19 protein-coding genes and 1 pseudogene are annotated in these 17,862 nt (G+C 68.2%); 12 read left to right on the top strand and 8 right to left on the bottom strand.

What is annotated here, in order from left to right; translation table 11 throughout:
• From JMF86_RS24325 to JMF86_RS24315, 3 genes and pseudogenes are all read left to right on the top strand, one after another.
• Nucleotides 1–872, top strand: a pseudogene (locus JMF86_RS24325) (DUF802 domain-containing protein); the annotation flags it as partial.
• Between the two features lie 3 nt (nt 873–875).
• Nucleotides 876–1,520: an OmpA family protein gene (locus JMF86_RS24320; RefSeq protein ID WP_006479648.1), complete on the top strand. Its 645-nt coding sequence runs from the start codon at nt 876–878 to the stop codon at nt 1,518–1,520.
• The gene (locus tag JMF86_RS24315; RefSeq protein WP_041489422.1) at nt 1,517–2,143 is read left to right on the top strand and encodes a DUF2894 domain-containing protein; all 627 of its coding nucleotides are present in this window, start codon (nt 1,517–1,519) and stop codon (nt 2,141–2,143) included. Before JMF86_RS24320 ends, JMF86_RS24315 begins: the two co-directional genes overlap by 4 nt.
• A gap of 33 nt (nt 2,144–2,176) precedes the next feature.
• On the opposite strand, the gene JMF86_RS24310 is transcribed toward JMF86_RS24315, so the two are convergent.
• Together JMF86_RS24310 and JMF86_RS24305 are read right to left on the bottom strand one after the other, a co-directional pair.
• Nucleotides 2,177–2,749: an NADPH-dependent FMN reductase gene (locus JMF86_RS24310; protein WP_011548344.1), complete on the bottom strand. Its 573-nt coding sequence runs from the start codon at nt 2,747–2,749 to the stop codon at nt 2,177–2,179.
• A 54-nt stretch (nt 2,750–2,803) separates the two neighbouring features.
• Complete coding sequence (locus tag JMF86_RS24305; protein WP_172593276.1) at nt 2,804–3,508, bottom strand: histone acetyltransferase; 705 nt, start codon at nt 3,506–3,508, stop codon at nt 2,804–2,806.
• On the opposite strand from JMF86_RS24305, the gene JMF86_RS24300 reads away from it, so the two are divergent.
• The gene (locus JMF86_RS24300; RefSeq protein ID WP_124591469.1) at nt 3,507–3,755 is read left to right on the top strand and encodes a hypothetical protein; all 249 of its coding nucleotides are present in this window, start codon (nt 3,507–3,509) and stop codon (nt 3,753–3,755) included. The genes JMF86_RS24305 and JMF86_RS24300 overlap by 2 nt on opposite strands.
• Before the next feature lie 442 nt (nt 3,756–4,197).
• The gene (gene cml / locus JMF86_RS24295; RefSeq protein WP_011548342.1) at nt 4,198–5,397 is read left to right on the top strand and encodes a CmlA/FloR family chloramphenicol efflux MFS transporter; all 1,200 of its coding nucleotides are present in this window, start codon (nt 4,198–4,200) and stop codon (nt 5,395–5,397) included.
• Nucleotides 5,398–5,459: 62 nt separating this feature from the next.
• Here cml and JMF86_RS24290 read toward each other — a convergent pair whose 3' ends face one another.
• Complete coding sequence (locus tag JMF86_RS24290; RefSeq protein ID WP_011694658.1) at nt 5,460–6,743, bottom strand: isoprenylcysteine carboxylmethyltransferase family protein; 1,284 nt, start codon at nt 6,741–6,743, stop codon at nt 5,460–5,462.
• Nucleotides 6,744–6,870: 127 nt separating this feature from the next.
• Nucleotides 6,871–8,877, bottom strand: coding sequence for a collagen-like triple helix repeat-containing protein (locus JMF86_RS24285; RefSeq protein WP_201317165.1), 2,007 nt, complete (start codon nt 8,875–8,877; stop codon nt 6,871–6,873).
• Nucleotides 8,878–9,240: 363 nt separating this feature from the next.
• On the opposite strand from JMF86_RS24285, the gene JMF86_RS24280 reads away from it, so the two are divergent.
• On the top strand, nt 9,241–9,639 hold the full coding sequence (locus tag JMF86_RS24280; RefSeq protein ID WP_027805544.1) for a carboxymuconolactone decarboxylase family protein: 399 nt from the start codon (nt 9,241–9,243) through the stop codon (nt 9,637–9,639).
• Nucleotides 9,640–9,696: 57 nt separating this feature from the next.
• Here the strand turns inward: JMF86_RS24280 and JMF86_RS24275 are convergent, their stop codons facing one another.
• Genes JMF86_RS24275 through JMF86_RS24265 form a run of 3 tightly spaced genes read right to left on the bottom strand, consistent with a single transcriptional unit; the run spans nt 9,697 to nt 13,179 of the window.
• Nucleotides 9,697–10,680: an alpha/beta fold hydrolase gene (locus JMF86_RS24275; RefSeq protein ID WP_011548337.1), complete on the bottom strand. Its 984-nt coding sequence runs from the start codon at nt 10,678–10,680 to the stop codon at nt 9,697–9,699.
• A 7-nt stretch (nt 10,681–10,687) separates the two neighbouring features.
• Complete coding sequence (locus JMF86_RS24270; RefSeq protein ID WP_011548336.1) at nt 10,688–12,280, bottom strand: NAD(P)/FAD-dependent oxidoreductase; 1,593 nt, start codon at nt 12,278–12,280, stop codon at nt 10,688–10,690.
• Nucleotides 12,277–13,179: an SDR family oxidoreductase gene (locus JMF86_RS24265; RefSeq protein WP_011548335.1), complete on the bottom strand. Its 903-nt coding sequence runs from the start codon at nt 13,177–13,179 to the stop codon at nt 12,277–12,279. The genes JMF86_RS24270 and JMF86_RS24265 overlap by 4 nt, the downstream gene beginning before the upstream one ends.
• Nucleotides 13,180–13,266: 87 nt before the next feature.
• On the opposite strand from JMF86_RS24265, the gene JMF86_RS24260 reads away from it, so the two are divergent.
• From JMF86_RS24260 to JMF86_RS24245, 4 genes are all read left to right on the top strand, one after another.
• Nucleotides 13,267–13,923: a TetR/AcrR family transcriptional regulator gene (locus JMF86_RS24260; RefSeq protein WP_006479640.1), complete on the top strand. Its 657-nt coding sequence runs from the start codon at nt 13,267–13,269 to the stop codon at nt 13,921–13,923.
• A 325-nt stretch (nt 13,924–14,248) separates the two neighbouring features.
• Nucleotides 14,249–14,731: a DUF4189 domain-containing protein gene (locus JMF86_RS24255; RefSeq protein ID WP_011694659.1), complete on the top strand. Its 483-nt coding sequence runs from the start codon at nt 14,249–14,251 to the stop codon at nt 14,729–14,731.
• Between the two features lie 53 nt (nt 14,732–14,784).
• Nucleotides 14,785–15,225, top strand: coding sequence for a hypothetical protein (locus JMF86_RS24250; RefSeq protein ID WP_011548334.1), 441 nt, complete (start codon nt 14,785–14,787; stop codon nt 15,223–15,225).
• Between the two features lie 121 nt (nt 15,226–15,346).
• On the top strand, nt 15,347–15,742 hold the full coding sequence (locus JMF86_RS24245) for a hypothetical protein (RefSeq protein ID WP_125381446.1): 396 nt from the start codon (nt 15,347–15,349) through the stop codon (nt 15,740–15,742).
• Between the two features lie 97 nt (nt 15,743–15,839).
• On the opposite strand, the gene JMF86_RS24240 is transcribed toward JMF86_RS24245, so the two are convergent.
• Nucleotides 15,840–16,781 (bottom strand): LysR family transcriptional regulator, encoded by a 942-nt coding sequence (locus tag JMF86_RS24240; protein WP_011548333.1) that lies wholly within the window; start codon nt 16,779–16,781, stop codon nt 15,840–15,842.
• A gap of 126 nt (nt 16,782–16,907) precedes the next feature.
• On the opposite strand from JMF86_RS24240, the gene JMF86_RS24235 reads away from it, so the two are divergent.
• Nucleotides 16,908–17,552, top strand: coding sequence for a glutathione S-transferase family protein (locus JMF86_RS24235; protein ID WP_011548332.1), 645 nt, complete (start codon nt 16,908–16,910; stop codon nt 17,550–17,552).
• Between the two features lie 35 nt (nt 17,553–17,587).
• A partial coding sequence (locus JMF86_RS24230) for a pyridoxamine 5'-phosphate oxidase family protein (protein ID WP_201317164.1) occupies nt 17,588–17,862 on the top strand: 275 nt, incomplete at its 3' end.

The following is a 17,862-nucleotide window of genomic DNA, read 5'->3' as shown; positions in this document are numbered from 1 at the left end:
TCGCGCAAACGACGCGCGATCTCGCCGTCCAGGCGTCGACGTTCGAACAACGCTCGACCGATCTGCTGACGACGATCCGCGAATCGCACGCAGCCCTCCAATCGCAACTGGCCGCCCGCGACGAAGCTCGCCTGTCCGCCTGGAACGATTCGCTCGCCGCGATGGCCACCGCGCTGCGCGACGAATGGGCGCAGACGAGCGCGCAGGCCGCGGCGCGCCAGCAGGACATCTGCGACACGCTGACCCGCACCGCGAACGACATCACCGCGCAGGCGCAGGTGCACGCGAGCGACACGATCAACGAAATCGCGCGTCTCGTGCAGGCCGCATCGGAAGCGCCGAAAGCCGCGGCCGACGTCGTCGCCGAGCTGCGCCAGCGCCTGTCCGACAGCATGGTGCGCGACACCGCGACGCTCGAGGAACGCAGCCGCCTGCTCGCGACGCTGGAGACGCTGCTCGGCGCGGTCAACCACGCGTCGACCGAACAGCGCGCCGCGATCGACGCGCTCGTCAGCACGTCGGCCGATCTGCTCGACCGCGTCGGCGCGCGCTTCAACGACACCGTCGATGCCGAAACGCGCAAGCTCGATTCGGTGGCCGCGCAGGTCACGGCCGGGGCCGTCGAAGTGGCGAGCCTCGGCGATGCATTCGGGATGGCCGTGCAGGTGTTCGGCGAATCGAACGACAAGCTGCTGACGCATCTGCAGCGCATCGAGGCCGCGCTCGAGAAATCGCTCGCGCGCAGCGACGAACAGCTCGAGTACTACGTCGCGCAGGCGCGCGAGGTGATCGACCTGAGCGTGATGTCGCAGAAGCAGATCGTCGAGGATCTGCAACAGCTCGCCGGCCGGCGGGCGAGCGTCGGAGCGTAACGCATGCACGACGAAATCGACGGCGGCGCGCCTTCGGCGCCGGTATGGCCCGCGTTCGCCGACCTGATGTCGGTGCTGCTCGGCGCGTTCGTGCTGATCCTGGTCGGCGTGATCGGCATGCAGCTTCAGCTCACGTCGAAGCTCGAGGAAGCGGTGCGCGCGCGCCAGCTTGAAGCGCAGCAGCGCAAGTCGCTCGAACAGGCGCTCGCCGGGCCGCTCGCGGCCGGCCGCGTGACGCTCGTGAACGGGCGCATCGGCATCAGCGGCAACGTGCTGTTCGCGCTGAACTCCGATCAGTTGCAGCCCGCGGGCCGCGACCTGCTGAAGACGCTGGCCGGCCCGCTCGCCACGTACTTGAAGACCCGTGACGAGATCCTGATGATCAGCGGCTTCGCGGACGACCAGCAGGTGCACGCGGGCAACCGCCTGTTCGCGGACAATTGGGAACTGTCGGCCAAGCGCGCGTTGACCGTGACGCGCGCGATGATCGATGCCGGCGTGCCGGCGTCGTCGGTGTTCGCGGCCGCGTTCGGTTCCGAACAGCCGGTCAGCTCGAATGCGGACGATGAAGGCCGCGCGAAGAACCGCCGCGTGGAAATCGCGCCGGTGCCGCGCAAGTCGGCGTCGAACGGAGGAAAGGCAAAGTGACGGGCGACGCGACGCAGGTTCGCGCGATGCTCGACGCATGGCGCGAGCAGGGCGCCGACCGGCTCGATCCGGTAGGTTTTCATCGGATCGATGCGCTCGAACGGCGCGCGGCTGTGCTCGACGGCGCTGCACGCGCGTTGCTCGATGTGCGGCTGGCGACGTTAATCGATGGGTTTGCGAAGCGCGTCGCGCGCGACGACGATGCCGAAGCCCCGCGCGAGACGGTGCAAGCCGCGACGAGCGTGCCCGCGCGCGGCGCGCTTGCCGCGCTCGTCGAAGGCTTCGCGCGTGATGCGCAGGCCGACCGGCGCGGGCTCGATCCCGAACTGATCGACTACTTCCGCACGATGTGGTCGAAAGTCCGCACGGAACAGCAATACCGCCAGTCGCTCGACCAGGTGCCGCGCAACGCGGGGCCGCTCAATTCGAACAGCCTCGTGCACCGCTCGCTCGCGACGATGCGCGACCTGTCGCCGGAATACCTGCAGCAGTTCCTGTCGTACGTCGATGCGCTCGCGTGGCTCGAGGATCTCGCGGGCGGCGGCACGCAGCCCGAGAAGGAAGCACCACGTGCGAAGGCGGCGAAGCCGGCGAGAAAGACGACGCGTACCAAGGCGCGATAACGCAACGGCGCACGCGTTCAGCGTGTGGATCGCCTATCGGTCGGCAGCCGGGGCGTGGATTACCGCGCGCAGCGCGTGCAATGCGTCAACGAGCGCCGACGCGAAAGGCGGATGCGCGGCGATGCCCGCCGCATCGAGCCGGCTTCCGAGGATCGGCAACGCGATCGAGGCGGGCTCGACGATGCGCGCCGACATCACCGACAGCGTTTCCCGCAGCGCCGCGTCCGCATGCGTCGCGCGCGGCGACGCGTTCAATACCGCGACCGGTTTGTACACGACGGCCTCGCATCCCACGACCCAGTCCAGCGCGTTCTTCATCACGCCCGTTACGCCGTGCGCGTATTCCGGGCTGGCGATCAGCACGCCGTCGGCCGCGTTCAGGCGGTCGATCAGGTCGCGCACCGCGGCGGGCGTCGGGTATTCGGCATCGGGATTGAACAACGGGAATTCGCCGAGACGATCGAAGCGGGCGATGCGCATGCCGCGTGGGGCAACGCGTGCGGCTGCATCGAGCAGCGCCGCGTTGTACGACTGCGCGCGCAAGCTGCCGCATAGCGCGACGATGTCGAGGGAGCGCTCGGAATCGGTTCGGGTTTCGTTGGCCATCGCGGAACGGGTGGGTAGGTGGCTCGCGCGGCGGCGGCGCGCGGCTCCGGCGAATTATCGCATCGGTGCGTGAGCCCCATGAGTCACGTGAGCCGTATGAGCGACGGGCCGCGCGTGGCCGACGCTCCGCACGGAATGTCGTTCGTGTTCGCCGCGCCGCACGTTCACGTTCGCATATTCGGCGGCATCGACGCCGGTCATCCCGGTAGCTTGCGCCAGTTCACCGAGGGTCCATCCGTTGCCGAGCAACAACCGCCGCGTATGCAGCGCGCCGTGCACGTCGTCGGCCACGGCTTCGCCGAGATAGCGCAGCGCGCGGCCCTCGACATCGACGAAGCCATGCCGGTAATCGTGCGCGAGCGCGGTCCACAGCCGCGCGGCGCCGACTGACTGGCGTGCGCCGCTGATCAGGCACAGGCCCGCGTCGAGCCCCCATCGATACAGCGTCGTCGCGAGCCCCTTGCGTTGCGCCGAGCCGCGCAGCCGCGTGTGCGGCGCGCGCAGGTAGCGGTCGGCGCGGCGCGGCAGTTCGGGCAGGCGGTTGAACACCGTGTAGCCGGCGAGCTGGCGCGCGGCTGGATCTTCGACGTACAGGAAGTATTCGCCGTCCGCCTCGCGGTGGCGGACGATCAGGCCCGAGCGGCCGAGCGCGATGGCTGGCAGGCCGTGCAGGCGATGGCCCGGCTGGTGGAGACGTTCATACAGGGTGTCGAGTTCGTCGTCGATGTCGTGCTGGGAATGCTGTACGTCGATACGCATGGCAAAAGGCGCCCGTCTCGGGCGCATCGAGAAAGGGATTCATGGCAACGGGGAAACGGAAATGGAAGCGGCCCCCGGGCTCGGCGAAGCGAGCCGGGGCCGCGAATCAGCTGGGGATGTGCTGGAAACCGGCGGCGATCGCGGCGAGGCCCGCGATGCAGAGTGCGAACAGGATCAGGACTTTGTGGATCACGCCTCTTTCCTCATGAATGCGCGGCGCCGGCGGGCGGCATCGCGGAGACGGTGAGCGGCGGGCACGGCCCGCACGGCCGTCGTGCGGGACGACGGTCGGGTGTCCGGCGACGGATCGTACGCGGACGGCCAGCACCATACGCGACGCACTGGGGGCGGGCAATCGGACTGGCGGAGAAAAGCGACGAAAAGCAGAGAATCGCGGTGTTTCGCGACAATTGGCCGCATGAGGGGGCTGTGGACACGCCATGATTCGCCACGAAGTCCGCGGTTGATCGCGTAGCGGTTTCCGGCAGCACCCCCCATTCATGCCGCGAGATCGCATACACTTCACCGCGAACGAACCCCACAAGGATCTGACCATGGGAGCGGGCCCGTCCACGGATCGCTGAGCCGCAACAACGTGCTTCACCCGGTTGTTGCGGCGATCTCCTCTCGTCGATGACTCAGCAGGCAGATTGCCGCCGGATTTCCCTTTTCCGAGCGGATGCTTCGTCATGCCTGATCAAACCCGAACCACGCCCGCATGGGCTTACTCGCTGCCGTCGGCCTTGCTGCTGATGGCCCCTTTCGATCTCCTCGCGTCGCTGGCGATGGACGTGTATCTGCCGGTGGTTCCGGAGATGCCGTCGGCGCTGCACACGTCGCCCGCCATGGTGCAACTGACGCTGAGCGTCTACATGGTCGTCCTCGGCCTGGGCCAGTTGATGTTCGGCCCGCTGTCGGACCGGCTCGGACGTCGACCCGTGCTCCTGGGCGGTGCGCTACTGTTCTCGGTGGCTTCGCTGGCGCTTGCAATGGCGGGCAGCGGCGGCGTGTTCGTCGCATTGCGCCTGCTGCAGGCGCTGGGCGCGTCGGCAGCGCTCGTGGCGACCTTTGCAACGGTGCGCGACGTGTATGCCGACCGTCCGGAAGGCAGCACCCTCTACAGCCAGTTCGGGGCGATCCTCGCGTTCGTCCCGGCGCTCGGGCCGATGCTTGGCGCAGGCATTGCGCACGGTTTCGGATGGCGCGCGATCTTCATGACCCTCGGCGGCGCCGGATGTCTGGCGTTCTACCGCGCGTTGTCGCGTTGGCACGAAACCCGGCAGCAGGCCGGCGGCAAGCCGCGGCAATCCGCCGTATCGATCCTGCGCAGTCCTTCTTTCCTCGTCTATTCGCTCGGTTTCGGCACGTCCATGGGCGCTTTTTTCGTGTTCTTTTCGATTGCGCCGCGTGTGCTGGTCGGACAGGCCGGCTATTCCCGCACCGAATTCAGCGTGGCGTTTGCCACCGTCGCGATCGTGATGATCGGTGCCGCGCGCTTTGCGCGATGGTTCGTGTCGAACTGGGGGGGGCCGGGCTGTTTCGTGCGCGGCGCCGGTGTCATGATGGCCGGCGCAACCGCGCTGGCGGCGTGCACGGCCCTGATGGCGCCGTCATTCGTCTCGTTCGTGATGCCGATGTGGATCGTCGCGATCGGCATCGTGCTGATGTCGTCGGTGACGGCGAACGGCGCGCTTCGGGATTTCGACGACGCGGCGGGGACGGCGGTCGCGTTGTATTACTGCGTGCAGAGCCTGATCGTCGGCGGGGCCGGCACGTTCGTGACGCTGGTGCTGCCCGGCGATACGCCGTGGCCGCTGGCGGCGTTTTGTTTCGTCGCGCCGACGGCATGCGTCCTCGCGCTCGCCGCATTGAAGCGTACGCGCGGATGAACGCGAATGTGCGCGTTCCCGGCCGGGTCGATGCATCGGCAGCCCGGCCGGGAAGCGGCGCGTCACACCGGCTGCCGCCCACCAAACGCCTGCCTGATCCGCGCGAACAACCCGTGCTGCGCGATCCATTCGGCATACGCGCGATAGTCGGGATCGCGCATCAGGTGACGCTCTTCCGTCTTCGCGCGCGTGTAGTAGATCAGGTTGACGGTGACGAGCCCCGCGCAGTGCATCAGCCCGAGTTGCCAGCCGAGCGGCTCGACGAACGGCACCGACACCATCCAGTACGACAGGTTCTTCGTGATGTAGGCCGGATGCTTCGTGAAGCGGTACGGGCCGGACGTGATGATCCCGCGGTTGGTGAGGTTGGAGAACCGCAGCCCGAACGAGATCGTGCACAGCGCGTAGGTCAACAGCAGCAGGATGATCACCGTGCCCCAGATCACGCGCAGCGTCGGCGCCGACAGCAGCCAGTTGTCCCAGAACATCGAGCCTTCGTAGCGGATGTAGTTGTTCGAGATCAGCGACCAGAACGGCTGGTAGCAGATCAGCGCGGCGACCCAGCCGAGCGTCGTCGGCTCGACGGTGCGCACGTGGCTGTCGAGGATGCGGAACGTGCACAGGTAGCCGACGGTGCCGAACATCAGGTCCATCGTGAACGACAGGTCGTACATGAACACGAAGGTCGCGATCGTCATCGGCGCGTGCATCGCGTTCGCGAGCGACGCGCTCAGGTGATCGGCGTCCTTCGACAGATAGACGGTCATCAGCGGCAGGAAGAACGCCTTCACGCCCCAGCCGGCCAGCATCTCGCGCACCGGCTTCCAGCTCGCGGGCTGCTCGCGGCGAAACAGGAAGCGGCCCCACAGCAGGTACGCGTCGTCGGTCTCGCGCTGATGGCGGTCCATCCACGCGAAGTAGAACGGCGCGGCGACGATCACGTACGGCGCGAGCGAGCGCAGCAGCGACCAGAACGGAAGGTAGAACGCGCCGTGGTATTCGGGCAGCAGCCAGTAGATCGCGCCGATGCCCGCGTAGATCGACGTCAGCGCGCCGAGCCGCGTCGCGACGCGCGCGATGCCGAGCGGCCGGACGGCCTGCCGCGACAGCCCCGCGCTCGGGCGCAGGTAGACGCGCGAGATGAAGAGTTCGTGCAGCGCGATCGTGCCGATGATCGCGAGGCTCGCGATGACCGCGCGCGTGGCCGCGTCGAGCGCCGGGTGATCGCGCGTGATCCACAGCGCGAAGAGTCCGGCCGTGATGCCGAGCAGGCCGGCGCGGAACGGCGTGGCGGAACGGGGTGGGCGGTCCGGGGCAGCGACGATGCCGTCGAGCGTGGAGTTCATGATCGGATCCTCGTAGGGATGAGGGCCGGCGCCCCCGCTTGGCGGGTGACGCCGGCCGTCGGCCGGGCTTTGTATGGATGCGCGCCCGGCCATTGGCCTGTCGTTCTGATACGTGATGCGCTACCGCTTACTTCTTGGTGCCGGCGCCCAGCAGACCGCCGAGCAGGTTGGTCACCGGCGACAGCAGGTTGCCGGTGCCGCCCGCGGCGGCGCCGCCCGTGCTGCCGGTCAGGCCGGTCACCACGGAGCCGCTGCCGCCCGGCGTCGTCACGGTGCCTGCTGCGCCGCCGGGGCTGACCGTGCCGGTGGCGCCGGCCGAGCCGGCCGGCGTGCCCAGCGCACCCGTGAGCGTGCCGACCGGGCCGCTCGTCAGCACCCCGCCGAGCGTGCCGGACAGGTTGCCGCCCGGCGTCGTGACGGTGCCGGTGAGGCTCGCGCCGAGCGGCGTCAGCGAGTTGACGAGATTGGTGACCGGCGCCAGCAGGCCGCCGAGGCCTGCGCCACCCGTACCGCTGGTGCCGCCGGTCCCGCTCGTTCCGCCCGTGCCGCTGGTGCCGCTCGAACCGATGCCGCCGAGTGCGCCCGTCACCGTCCCGAGCAGGCCGGTGATCGGTGCGAGCGGGCCGCCGCTGCTGGTGCCGCTGGTGCCGCCCGAACCGCTCGAGCTGCCGCCGCCGAGGCCGCCCGTCAACGTGCCCAGCAGGCCCGTGATCGGCGCGAGCGGATTGCTGCCGCCCGTGCCGCTGCTGGAGCTGCCCGCGTTGTTGTCGTGGACGAGGCCGCCCGTCGACGTCACCGTGTTGCCGAGCTGCGTCACGACGCCGCCGAGGCCCGCGCCGACCGGGTTGTCGGTCGCGCCGCCGACCTTCGTGCCCGCGAGCCCGAGGCCGCTGCCGAGCGTGCTCAGCAGGCCGTTGAGCGGCGTGCCGAGCAGCGTCACGCCGCCGAGCGTCTGCGTGGCGCCCGGCGTCGTGACGCCGCCGGTCAACGTGTTCGTGATCGGGTTGATCACCTTGCCGAGCTGCGTTTCGAGCTGCTGGACCGGCGAGCTGTTCAGTGCCGTGTTCAGCGCCGATGCGGTCGAGTTGACCGCGGTGCCGACCGTGTTGACGAGGCTGCCGACCAGGGTCGTCGCGGGCGCGAGCGGCGACAGCGGACCGGTGCCGAGGCTCGTCACGGCATTGCCGAGGTTGTTGACCGCGCCGCCGGCGCCGGTCAGCAGGCCGGTGGTCGACGTGATCGTCGGCCCGAGCGGGTTCGCCGACACGCCGATCGAACCCAGGCCGGCCGCGATGCCGTTGCCGAGCGATTGCACGCCGTTGCCGAGGCTGCCGACCGCGTTGCCGATGCTGGTGGCCGTCGTCGGGTTCGTGCCGGGAATCTGCACGCCGCCGATCTGACCGCCGCCGTTTACGACCGTCGTACCGAGCGCCGTCACGAGGTTGCCGGATTTCTGGAGGACATTGCCGAGCGGGGTAACGCCGGTGCCGGAGGTGCCGGACGTACCTGAGGTGCCGGAAGTACCTGAGGTGCCGGAAGTGCCCGAGGTACCGGAGGTGCCCGAGGTACCGGAGGTGCCCGAGGTGCCGGACGTGCCGGACGTGCCCGAGGTGCCCGAGGTGCCCGAGGTGCCCGAGGTGCCCGAAGTGCCCGACGTACCGGAAGTGCCCGAGGTACCGGAAGTACCCGAGGTGCCGGAAGTGCCCGAGGTACCGGAGGTGCCCGAAGTACCGGAAGTGCCCGAGGTACCGGAAGTGCCCGACGTACCGGAAGTGCCCGAGGTACCGGAAGTGCCCGAGGTGCCGGAAGTGCCCGAAGTACCGGAGGTGCCTGAGGTACCGGAGGTGCCCGAAGTACCGGAGGTGCCCGAGGTACCGGAAGTACCCGACGTGCCAGAAGTACCCGACGTACCGGAAGTCCCCGACGACCCCGAAGTCCCCGAACTACCTCCGCCCGACGTCCCCGACGAACCGCCGCCCGACGTCCCCGACGTCCCCGAAGTGCCGCTCGTCCCGGACGTGCTCGGCTTGATCGTCGGCGGGGTCGTCGGTCCATCGACCGAGCCGCAGCCGTACAGCGCGAGCAGTGACGAGACGGCCATCGTTACCGTCGTCTTCTTGAAGAGATTCTGCATGTTGGCCTCGACATTGGAAGTGTGTCCAGGCCTTCTCTGCAAATTCCGCGCCATGACAGGTTTCGCGAAACGGTGTCGCGATTTGTTGCGGAAATCGGGAATATCGATGCGATTTAAACGGAGGAATGGCGGTTTCGCGCGACAGGCGCGCGCGGTGCGCGAGCGTCGCGGCTGCGATGTTCCCGTAAGGCGCCGTAACGCGCGACGGGATGTTACGTAGCGTTCGACCGCCCGTTACGCGAGCTGCGCGAACCGAGGCCCGCATTTTTGACGAAACGCGCCGTCCCGCTGAACATGGCGCGACATCCCCCGGCCGCCGGCGGCGCGGCAGCGGCCACGACTTCCAACCACCAGGACACCGACATGAGCGAACAGGACAGGGAATACGGCAAGGCGCGGCGGATCGACGTGATGGGCGAGGCGTTCGTCGAGCGCGCGATGCGCGACCTCGACGGCTTTTCGCGTCCGCTGCAGAACTGGCTGAACGAACATGCGTGGGGCAGCACGTGGCAGCGGGGCGGGATCGACCTGAAGACGCGCAGCCTGTGCACGTGCGCGATGCTGGCGGCGCTCGGCCGCGGCACGGAGCTGAAGGGGCATGTTCGCGGCGCGCTCAACAACGGCGCGAGCCTCGTCGAGATTCGCGAAGTATTGCTGCACAGCGCGCTGTACGCCGGGGCGCCGGCCGCGGTCGAGGCGTTTCGCAGCGCGCGCGAGGTGCTCTCGGATCTCGGGCTGTCGATACCCGACGACGAAGCCTGATTCCGTCGCGGCGCCGGCTGCCCGCCACGGAATCAGGCCCCGCTGCGTTGCCGCGACCTACGCGATGCGCACGGGCTGCGCGGCGACGTCGGCCGGCGCGGCGGCGACTTCGAGCAGCCAGTCGGCCGTCGCTTCGGGAAGCGTGACCGGCAGCATGTGGCCGCCCTCGACGACCTTCAACCGCACGCGCGCCGATTTTTTCGCGAGCGCGTCGCCGTGCTCGCGCCAGTTCAGGATCGGATCGGCGCGGCCGTACAGCACGTCGACCGGCAGCGCGAGTTCCGCATAGCGACGCTCCATCGCGGGCAGGTCGACGGGCGCCGACAGCAGGTCCGTCGCCGTCGCGTAGAACACGTGCGGACGCATCCCGAGCAGGCCGCCGCCCTTGACCGGGAAGTCGCGCGGCACGGCCTCCGGCGCGAACACCTGGCGCACGGCCTTGCGGCCGGTCAGGATCGTCAGCGGGATCGCGAAGGTCCACGACACGAAACGGCGCACGAGCGGCGACGGCAGCATCAGCGGCTTGAACGGCGCGGGCGGCTCGGTCTGCTCGTGCGACAGCGGCGCGATCAGCGCGAGCCGGCTCACGCGGTCCGCATGGTTGAGGCCGACCGCGAGCGCGATCGCGCCGCCGAGCGAGTGGCCGACCAGCACGGGCTTGTCGAGCTGCAACGCGTCGATGAACGCGGCGACCGTGCGGGCCTGCGCGAACACGTTCGCCTGCGAGGCCGCGCCGCGCAGCGAGCGGCCGGCGCCCGGGCGGTCGAGCAGGATCACGCGATGCTGCTGCGCGAGCCGCGTGAGCGGCAGGTACGCGAAATTGCGCCATTGCCCCGCGAGCCCGTGGACGAACACGATCGGCGGGCCGTTGCCGTATTCGACGTAGTGGATACGATCGCCGTCGATGTCGACGAAGCGGCCTTCGGGCGGAAACGCCCGCGTCACGCGACGGGCCACGTAAGCGGAAAACAGCGCGAGCGCGGCGAGCACCGCGACGACGCCGAGCAGCACGTTCTGGATCAGATGGAGCGTAGGAGTCATGTCGGCCTCAGCGGGTTTCGAGTGCGGGTTCGGCAGCCGGTGCGGTAGCGGCCGGGCCGGTTTGGGCGCGGCGTTCGAATTGCATCGCGGAATCGGCGAGCGCGCTGAACTTCAGCGACGCGAGATCGAGCACGTAGTTCTGGTGGAATTTCCACGGCTTGCGATGCCCCTGCTTCGGCAGGATGCCGGCCGCGCGCTGGATGTAGCCCGAGCTCAGGTTGACGGCCGGCACGTCGCCGAGATCGCCCGCGCCGAGCCGCGGCACGCACGTGTCGTACCCGTTCGCGCGCATGTGGTTGAGCAGCCGGCACACGTAGCGCGCGATCAGCTCGGCCTTCAGCGTCCACGACGCATTCGTGTAGCCGAACGACGATGCGAGGTTCGGCACGCCGCTGTACATCATCCCCTTGTACGACACCGTCTCCGGCAAATCGACCGCGCGGCCGTCGACCGTCACGCGCGCGCCGCCGAGCATCTTCACCTTCAGCCCGGTCGCGGTGACGATCACGTCCGCGTCGAGCTGCTGGCCGCTCTTCAGCTGGAGGCCGGTCGGCGTGAAGCGCTCGATTTCGTCGGTGACGATCGATGCGCGGCCCGCGCGGATCGCCTTGAACAGGTCGCCGTTCGGCACGAGGCACACGCGCTGGTCCCACGGCATGTAGCGCGGCGTCAGGTGCTTCGCGACGTCGAAGTCGGGGCCGAGCTGCTTGCTCGCCGCGCGGATGATGAATTTCTTCGTCTGGTCGGGCTTGCGGCGCGACACGTTGTACAGGTACATCGTCAGCAGCACGTTCTTCACGCGCACGAGCCGGTGCGCGAGCCGCGACGGCAGCACGCGGCGCAGCGCGTTCGCGATCTTGTCGCGCGCGGGCAGCGACACGATGTAGGTCGGCGAGCGCTGCAGCATCGTCACGTGCTGCGCGTCGGCCGCCATCGACGGCACGAGCGTGACGGCCGTCGCGCCGCTGCCGATCACGACCACGCGCCGGTTCGCGTACGACAGATCCTTCGGCCAGTGCTGCGGATGCACGAGCTGGCCCTCGAACGTGTCCATGCCGGCCCAGTCGGGCAGGTAGCCGGCGTCGTAGTCGTAGTAGCCGCTGCACATGAACAGGAAGCGGCAGGTGTAGACGAGCGCGTCGGTCGCGCCGTCTCGCGTGCGCTCGATGCGCACCGTCCAGCGCGCGCGGTTCGAATCCCAGTCGGCCGCGACAACCTTCTGGCCGTAGCGGATCGTCTTGTCGATGCCGTAGGCGCGCGCGGTGTCGCGGATGTAGTCGAGGATCGTCTGGCCGTCGGAGATCGCCTTGTCGCTGTGCCACGGGCGGAAGCTGTAGCCGAGCGTGAACATGTCGGAATCCGAACGAACACCCGGATAGCGGAACAGGTCCCAGGTGCCGCCGATCGCGTCGCGCGCCTCGACGATCGCCACGCTCGCATGCGGGCAGCGCTGCTTCAAGTGGTAGGCGGCGCCGATGCCGGACAGGCCGGCGCCGACGATCAGCACGTCGAGGTCGCGGCTGTCGTGGTTATCGCCACTGTCGCGACGGGTGTCGCGGGCGGACGGCGCGTCGCGTCGGTCGGTCGTCGTCGAGGTCATGCGAGATCCTTGGTCGGCGTGGTGGGGCGCGTGGCCGGGGCGTGGGCGCGTTCGAGGTTGCGTGCGCGGGCGCGGCGCACGTGGCGCAGCATCAGCCACTGGTAACCGGCGCCGAGCAGGCGCGCGATCCGATCGAGCCGGCGCGCGTCGGCGCCGACCAGCACGCGGCGCGCATTGCGCTCGACGCCCGCGAGGATCTGCCGCGCGGCCTCGTCGGCCGTCGTCGCGTTGATCAGGCGGTTGGCCTGGCGACGATGCGTCGCTTCGTCCTGGCCCGTCAGCGCGTGGATGCTGGTATCGACGCGGCCCGCGTCGACGATGCTCGTCGCGACGCCGCCCGGATGCACGCAGGTCGCGCTCACCGGCGCGCCGTCGAGTTCGAGTTCCATCCGCAGCGCTTCGGTGAAGCCGCGCACCGCGAACTTGGTCGCGTTGTACGCGCTTTGCGTCGGCATCGCGACGAGCCCGAACAGGCTCGACGTGTTGACGACGTGGCCGTCGCCCGATGCGCGCAGATGCGGCAGGAACGCCTGCGTGCCATGCACGACGCCCCAGAAATTGATGCCGACGATCCATTCGAGATCGGCGAGGCGCGCGGTTTCGGCGCTGGCGGCCAGCGACACGCCCGCATTGTTGAAGATCAGGTTGACCTTGCCGTGCTCGGCGCGAACGAAATCGGCCCACGCGAACACCGCGTCGCGGTCGGCGACGTCGAGCCGCCGCGTGCTCACACGCACGCCGTGCTGCGCGCAGGCGGCCGCCGTGCCGGCTAACCCGGTTTCGCTGACGTCGGCGAGCGCGACCTCGCAGCCGCGCCGCGCAAGCTCGACCGCGAGGCTGCGGCCCATGCCCGAACCGGCGCCCGTGATCGCGGCGACCTTGCCGGAAAACCCCTTCATTCGTCGTCCTCCCGTTCCGCTTGCGCTGCACCGGCGGCGCATCTATTGTGGTGTTGTTCGTCACCACTTTAGTTTTCGGGTGTCCTGATGTCAAATAGCGGAATGGAGAAAGCACTCGAAACGGAAAAAAGGGGCCGGGCGTATGGCGGCGTGGCGCCCGAGGTGCGGGCCGCCGAGCGGCGCGATGCGTTGATCCGTGCGGCGACGCGCGTGTTCGGTACGGTGGGTTTCCGCAAGGCGACCGTGCGGTCGATCTGCCAGGAAGCGAAGCTGAACGATCGCTATTTCTACGCGGCGTTCGACAGCACCGAGGATCTGTTGCGCTGCACTTACCTGCATCACGCGCAGCAGCTGCATGATGCGGTCGCGCAGGCGGTCGCCGCGCGCGGCGGCGAGCTGCGCGAGCGCGTCGACGCGGGGCTCGCCGCATTCTTCGCGTTTCTGCGCGACCCGTGCGCGGCGCGCGTGCTGCTGCTCGAGGTGATGGGCGTGAGCGCGGATACCGACATGACGTACCAGCGCATGCTGATCGACTTCGGCAAGCTGATCATGGCGATCGGCGCGCCGGGCGAGGCCGTCACGCCTGCCGAGCGCACCGAGCAGCGGCTGATCGGGCTCGCGCTGGTGGGCGCGATGACGAACGTCGGCGCGGCGTGGCTGCTGACCGACTATCGCGATCCGGAGGCGCAGATGATCGCGAGTTGCAGGAAGGTGCTGCTGGGGACGTTGGGAACGGGCAGGTAGCGGGCGTCGGAAACTGCGGCTCGGGCATGAATCCGTCGAAACAACTCGGGTATATTTGCACGCATTTGCACGCGCATCCAGCCATGAAAGAGGCGGCGTTTGCGAAAGTATCGCCACTTCACAACGGATAGTCAGTACGTTACCGCGCGCGCGGGCCGATTGCTCGCGTTCGTCGATTCGCTTTGATTACCGTACCAAACGCGGGGAGCAGGTCGGTACAACGACAAACGGATCAAGGGCTCCCTGGGCTATCTCAGCCCATCGAGTACCGTGAAAACCCGGCGACTGGAATAACACGAAAAGCGCTAGACGCGTTACAGAGAACATGCGATCCAAAATTCTTTCAATCGCTTGCCTGGTCGGTATCAGTATCACCGCGCACGCCCAAGTGGCATGTCCGTCAGGCTGGATTCCCTATAGCGCGACGTCTTGTGGCCCGGCCCCGCGCGCGCAGGCGGCGCCCACACAGCAGGCGCCCACGTTCAGCTTGGCGACGACGTGGGGAGCGATCGCGACCGATGGTGTAAAGGGCGTACTCGGCACGGCCATCGGCGGGGAAAGCGAACGCGGAGCCGCGCGCACGGCGATGGCAGATTGCCAGGCCAAGGGCGGGACTACCTGCAAAGTTCAGTTGACCTACTCCAACGGCTGCGGAGCCATGATCGTTGGAAGCAAAGGATTCAGTACGGCCGGTGCTGGCACCAGGGAAGAAGCCATACAGAAAGGCATGGCGATCTGCCAGACGGATGGCGATACCGCGTGCCGTCTCTATTACACCGATTGCAGCCTGCCAAAAAGCGCTCGCTAGCGGGCAGTTGTCGACCCGGAGCTGGCGCTTGGGCATACGCGGGAACCTCGAACATGAAGCACTTCAACACCTGCCTTCTCTGGTTGAGCGTTGCGACGTCGTTTGCATCGTCCGTTTCCGCGAGCGGCCATTTGCCGCCGGTGGATATGCCGCCGCAATCGTTCGCCAGTTTCGACGCATGCGTCGAGCATCTTCGTCAGTTGTACGCGCACGACCTGGTCGGCGCGAAGCAGGGGCCTCAACAGATCGAGGGCGGCGCGACGCGCGAGGCCGTTGTCGATACCAAGGGCGTCGTAACCAACGAACGCGATGAAGCACATTACGATACCGAATTGGGTTGGTCGATTCGCAAGCCCGGCGGTGATGCCGTCGGCAATCGCTGGATGCAGACGAACTACAACTTCGAGCGCTGGAGCTGGACCTGTCGGAGCGCTTCGTTGACCGGCACAATGGAAAGCGGCTTCACGTCACCGTCGGTCGAGCCGTTACGTTAGGGTGGCGCCGTGGTGGATGTGGAATGGTCCCGCTTCATTGCTGCGGTTGTCGTGAGGGATCGATGGTCCCGCGATCCATTGCAATAGGGAGCGGGCTGACGTCATCGACCAGGGAGTGATCGTGAGAGCAAGGTATGTCGACTACGACGGCCGATATTTCGTATACCTGAGTGTGGCAGTTTTTCTGATGATGTCGTTCGGGTCGGTGATGACGGTGGTTGACATATCGAATCTGGTCCGCCGGCCGTCGGATGAACTGACGACGATGGCATTCTATTGGGGCTATCTGTTGCTTCCTGCGGTCTTGCTTTGGGCGATGCATTCAGCCGGGATGCTCGAGAAATCCCGCTTCGCTTTCTCGTTGATCGCTCTAACCCTGCTGTGTGCCTGCTTCGTCTGGAGCGCAGCCCATGAACGGAGCGCGTGGGTCTGGGTCGCGTATTGGCCAGCCTGTGTGGCTTGCCTGTTGCTCGCGATGTTGGCGCATTGGGTGCGGAGGCGAACCAACAAAATCTGATGCGGCGTCTGCTGACGACATCGGCGGAGCGGCTCGCCGTTATCGGCGAATGCACTGCCGTTGAACACCGTAAGCGCGCAATGAACCACGCGGCTTGCTAATTCGACCGTGAGCGCTTTGTCGTAGGCGTTGTCGGCGCTTCCCCTAGCTTCCCCTTCATCGCCTCGATGAACGCCCGCACCTTCGGCGACGGCAGCCGCGTCGACGGATACACCGCGTGAATGCCGGCCGGCGCCGTGCGCCAGCCCGGCAACAGCCGCACGAGCCGCCCGGCCGCGACGTCGTCCGCGGTCGAGAAATCCGTCAGCAGCCCGAAGCCACCGCCCGCGAGCACGATCGCGCGGCACGCGGTCGCGGTGTTCGACACGACCGGCGCGACGCAGCGCACCGACGCGCGGCCGCCGCGTGCGTCGTCGAGTTCGAGCGTATGCGGGCGCGGCAGCGACGACAGCATCACGAACGGCAGCGCGGCAAGCGCATCGGGGTCGCGCGGCAGCCCGTGTCGCGCGACGAACGCCGGGCTCGCGACCAGCCATTTCTCGTAGGTGCCGAGCTGCACCGCGCGATAGTTGGAATCGGCAAGCCGCCCGATGCGGATCGCGACGTCGAGGTTGTCGGCGACGAGATCGACCACGCGGTCGTTCGCGACCAATTCGACGGCGAGCGCCGGATGCCGGTCGCGCAGCGCGACGACGGCCGGCGCGACGACCAGCGCGCCATAGTCGATCGGCACGCTCACGCGCAGCGTGCCGCGCAGCGGCCCGGCGTCGGACGACACCGCGTCGAGCGCGGCTTCGGTCGCGCGCACGATGTCGCGGCATGCGTCGTAGAACACGCGTCCCGCGTCGGTCACGCTCAGCCGCCGCGTCGTGCGCACCAGCAGGTTCGCGCCAACCTCGGATTCGAGGCGCTGCATGTGCGTGCTGACGACCGTCTTCGCGAGGCCGAGCCGCTCGGCGGCGGCCGTCAGCGAGCCGGCGTCGACCACCGCGACGAAGATCGCCAGCCGGTTCAGGTTCACGTCGCGCAGATCGGCCATCGTCGATTGTCCTATAGAAGAGGATAATGTTTCAGTGATTATCCGTCTTCTGGCGACGAACGGCGAGCGTTACGCTGGAGCCGTTCGTCGCCGATCCCCGGCGGCGCGAGATTCCGGAGTGTTTCCATGTCTGCCGCCAGCAAGCCCGCCTCGCCGATCCGCGTCTATTCGTTCCTGCTGTCCGGGCACGCGCACCGCGTCCGGTTGTTCCTGTCGCTGCTCGGGTTGCCGTCGAAGACCATCGACGTCGATCTCGCGGCCGGCGCGCAGCGCGAACCGGCGTTTCTCGCATTGAATCCGCTCGGGCAGGTGCCGGTGATCGACGACGGCGGCACCGTGATCGCCGATTCGAACGCGATCCTGGTGTATCTCGCGAAGCGCTACGGCGACGCGCACTGGCTGCCCGACGACCCGGTAGGCGCGGCTGTCGTGCAGCGCTGGCTGTCGTATGCGGCCGGCCCGATCGCGTCGGGTCCGGCCGCCGCGCGGCTCGTGACCGTGTTCGGCGCGACGCTCGACCCGGAAGCGGCCAAGCGCACAGCCGCGAAGGTGCTCGACGTGATCGATCGCGAGCTGGCCGGCAAGCCGTTCGCGGCCGGCGCGCAGCCGACGATCGCGGACATCGCCGCGTACACGTACATCGCGCACGCACCGGAAGGCGGCGTGTCGCTCGAACCGTATCCGCACGTGCGTGCATGGCTGGCGCGTATCGAGGCGTTGCCGGGCTTCGTCGCGATGCCGACGACGCGCGCCGGCCTGCTCGCCGCTTGACGCTTACTGCCACTGCGCCTGTTCAGGAGAACGTGATGAATGCGCCGACCGCCGTCGTACCGGGCTGGGAACTCGACACCGCGCCGTTTCATGCGGGCGAGCTTGCCGTGCAGCAGCGCGCGGGCGTGACGGACGCGGCGAGCGCGGCCGGCCGGCGCGGGATTCGGCGCTTCATGCCGGACCAGCACCGGACGTTTTTCGCGCAACTGCCGTTCTTCGTGCTCGGCGGCGTCGATGCGCACGGCCAGCCGTGGGCGACGCTGCGGGCCGGGGCGCCGGGTTTCGTCACGTCGCCGGACGCCCGCACGCT

Origin of the sequence: Burkholderia sp. E168m15 (genome assembly GCF_016586105.1) — a bacterium.
GTDB classification, from domain to species: domain Bacteria; phylum Pseudomonadota; class Gammaproteobacteria; order Burkholderiales; family Burkholderiaceae; genus Burkholderia; species Burkholderia orbicola.
This window is presented reverse-complemented; position numbering and strand designations above follow the sequence as displayed.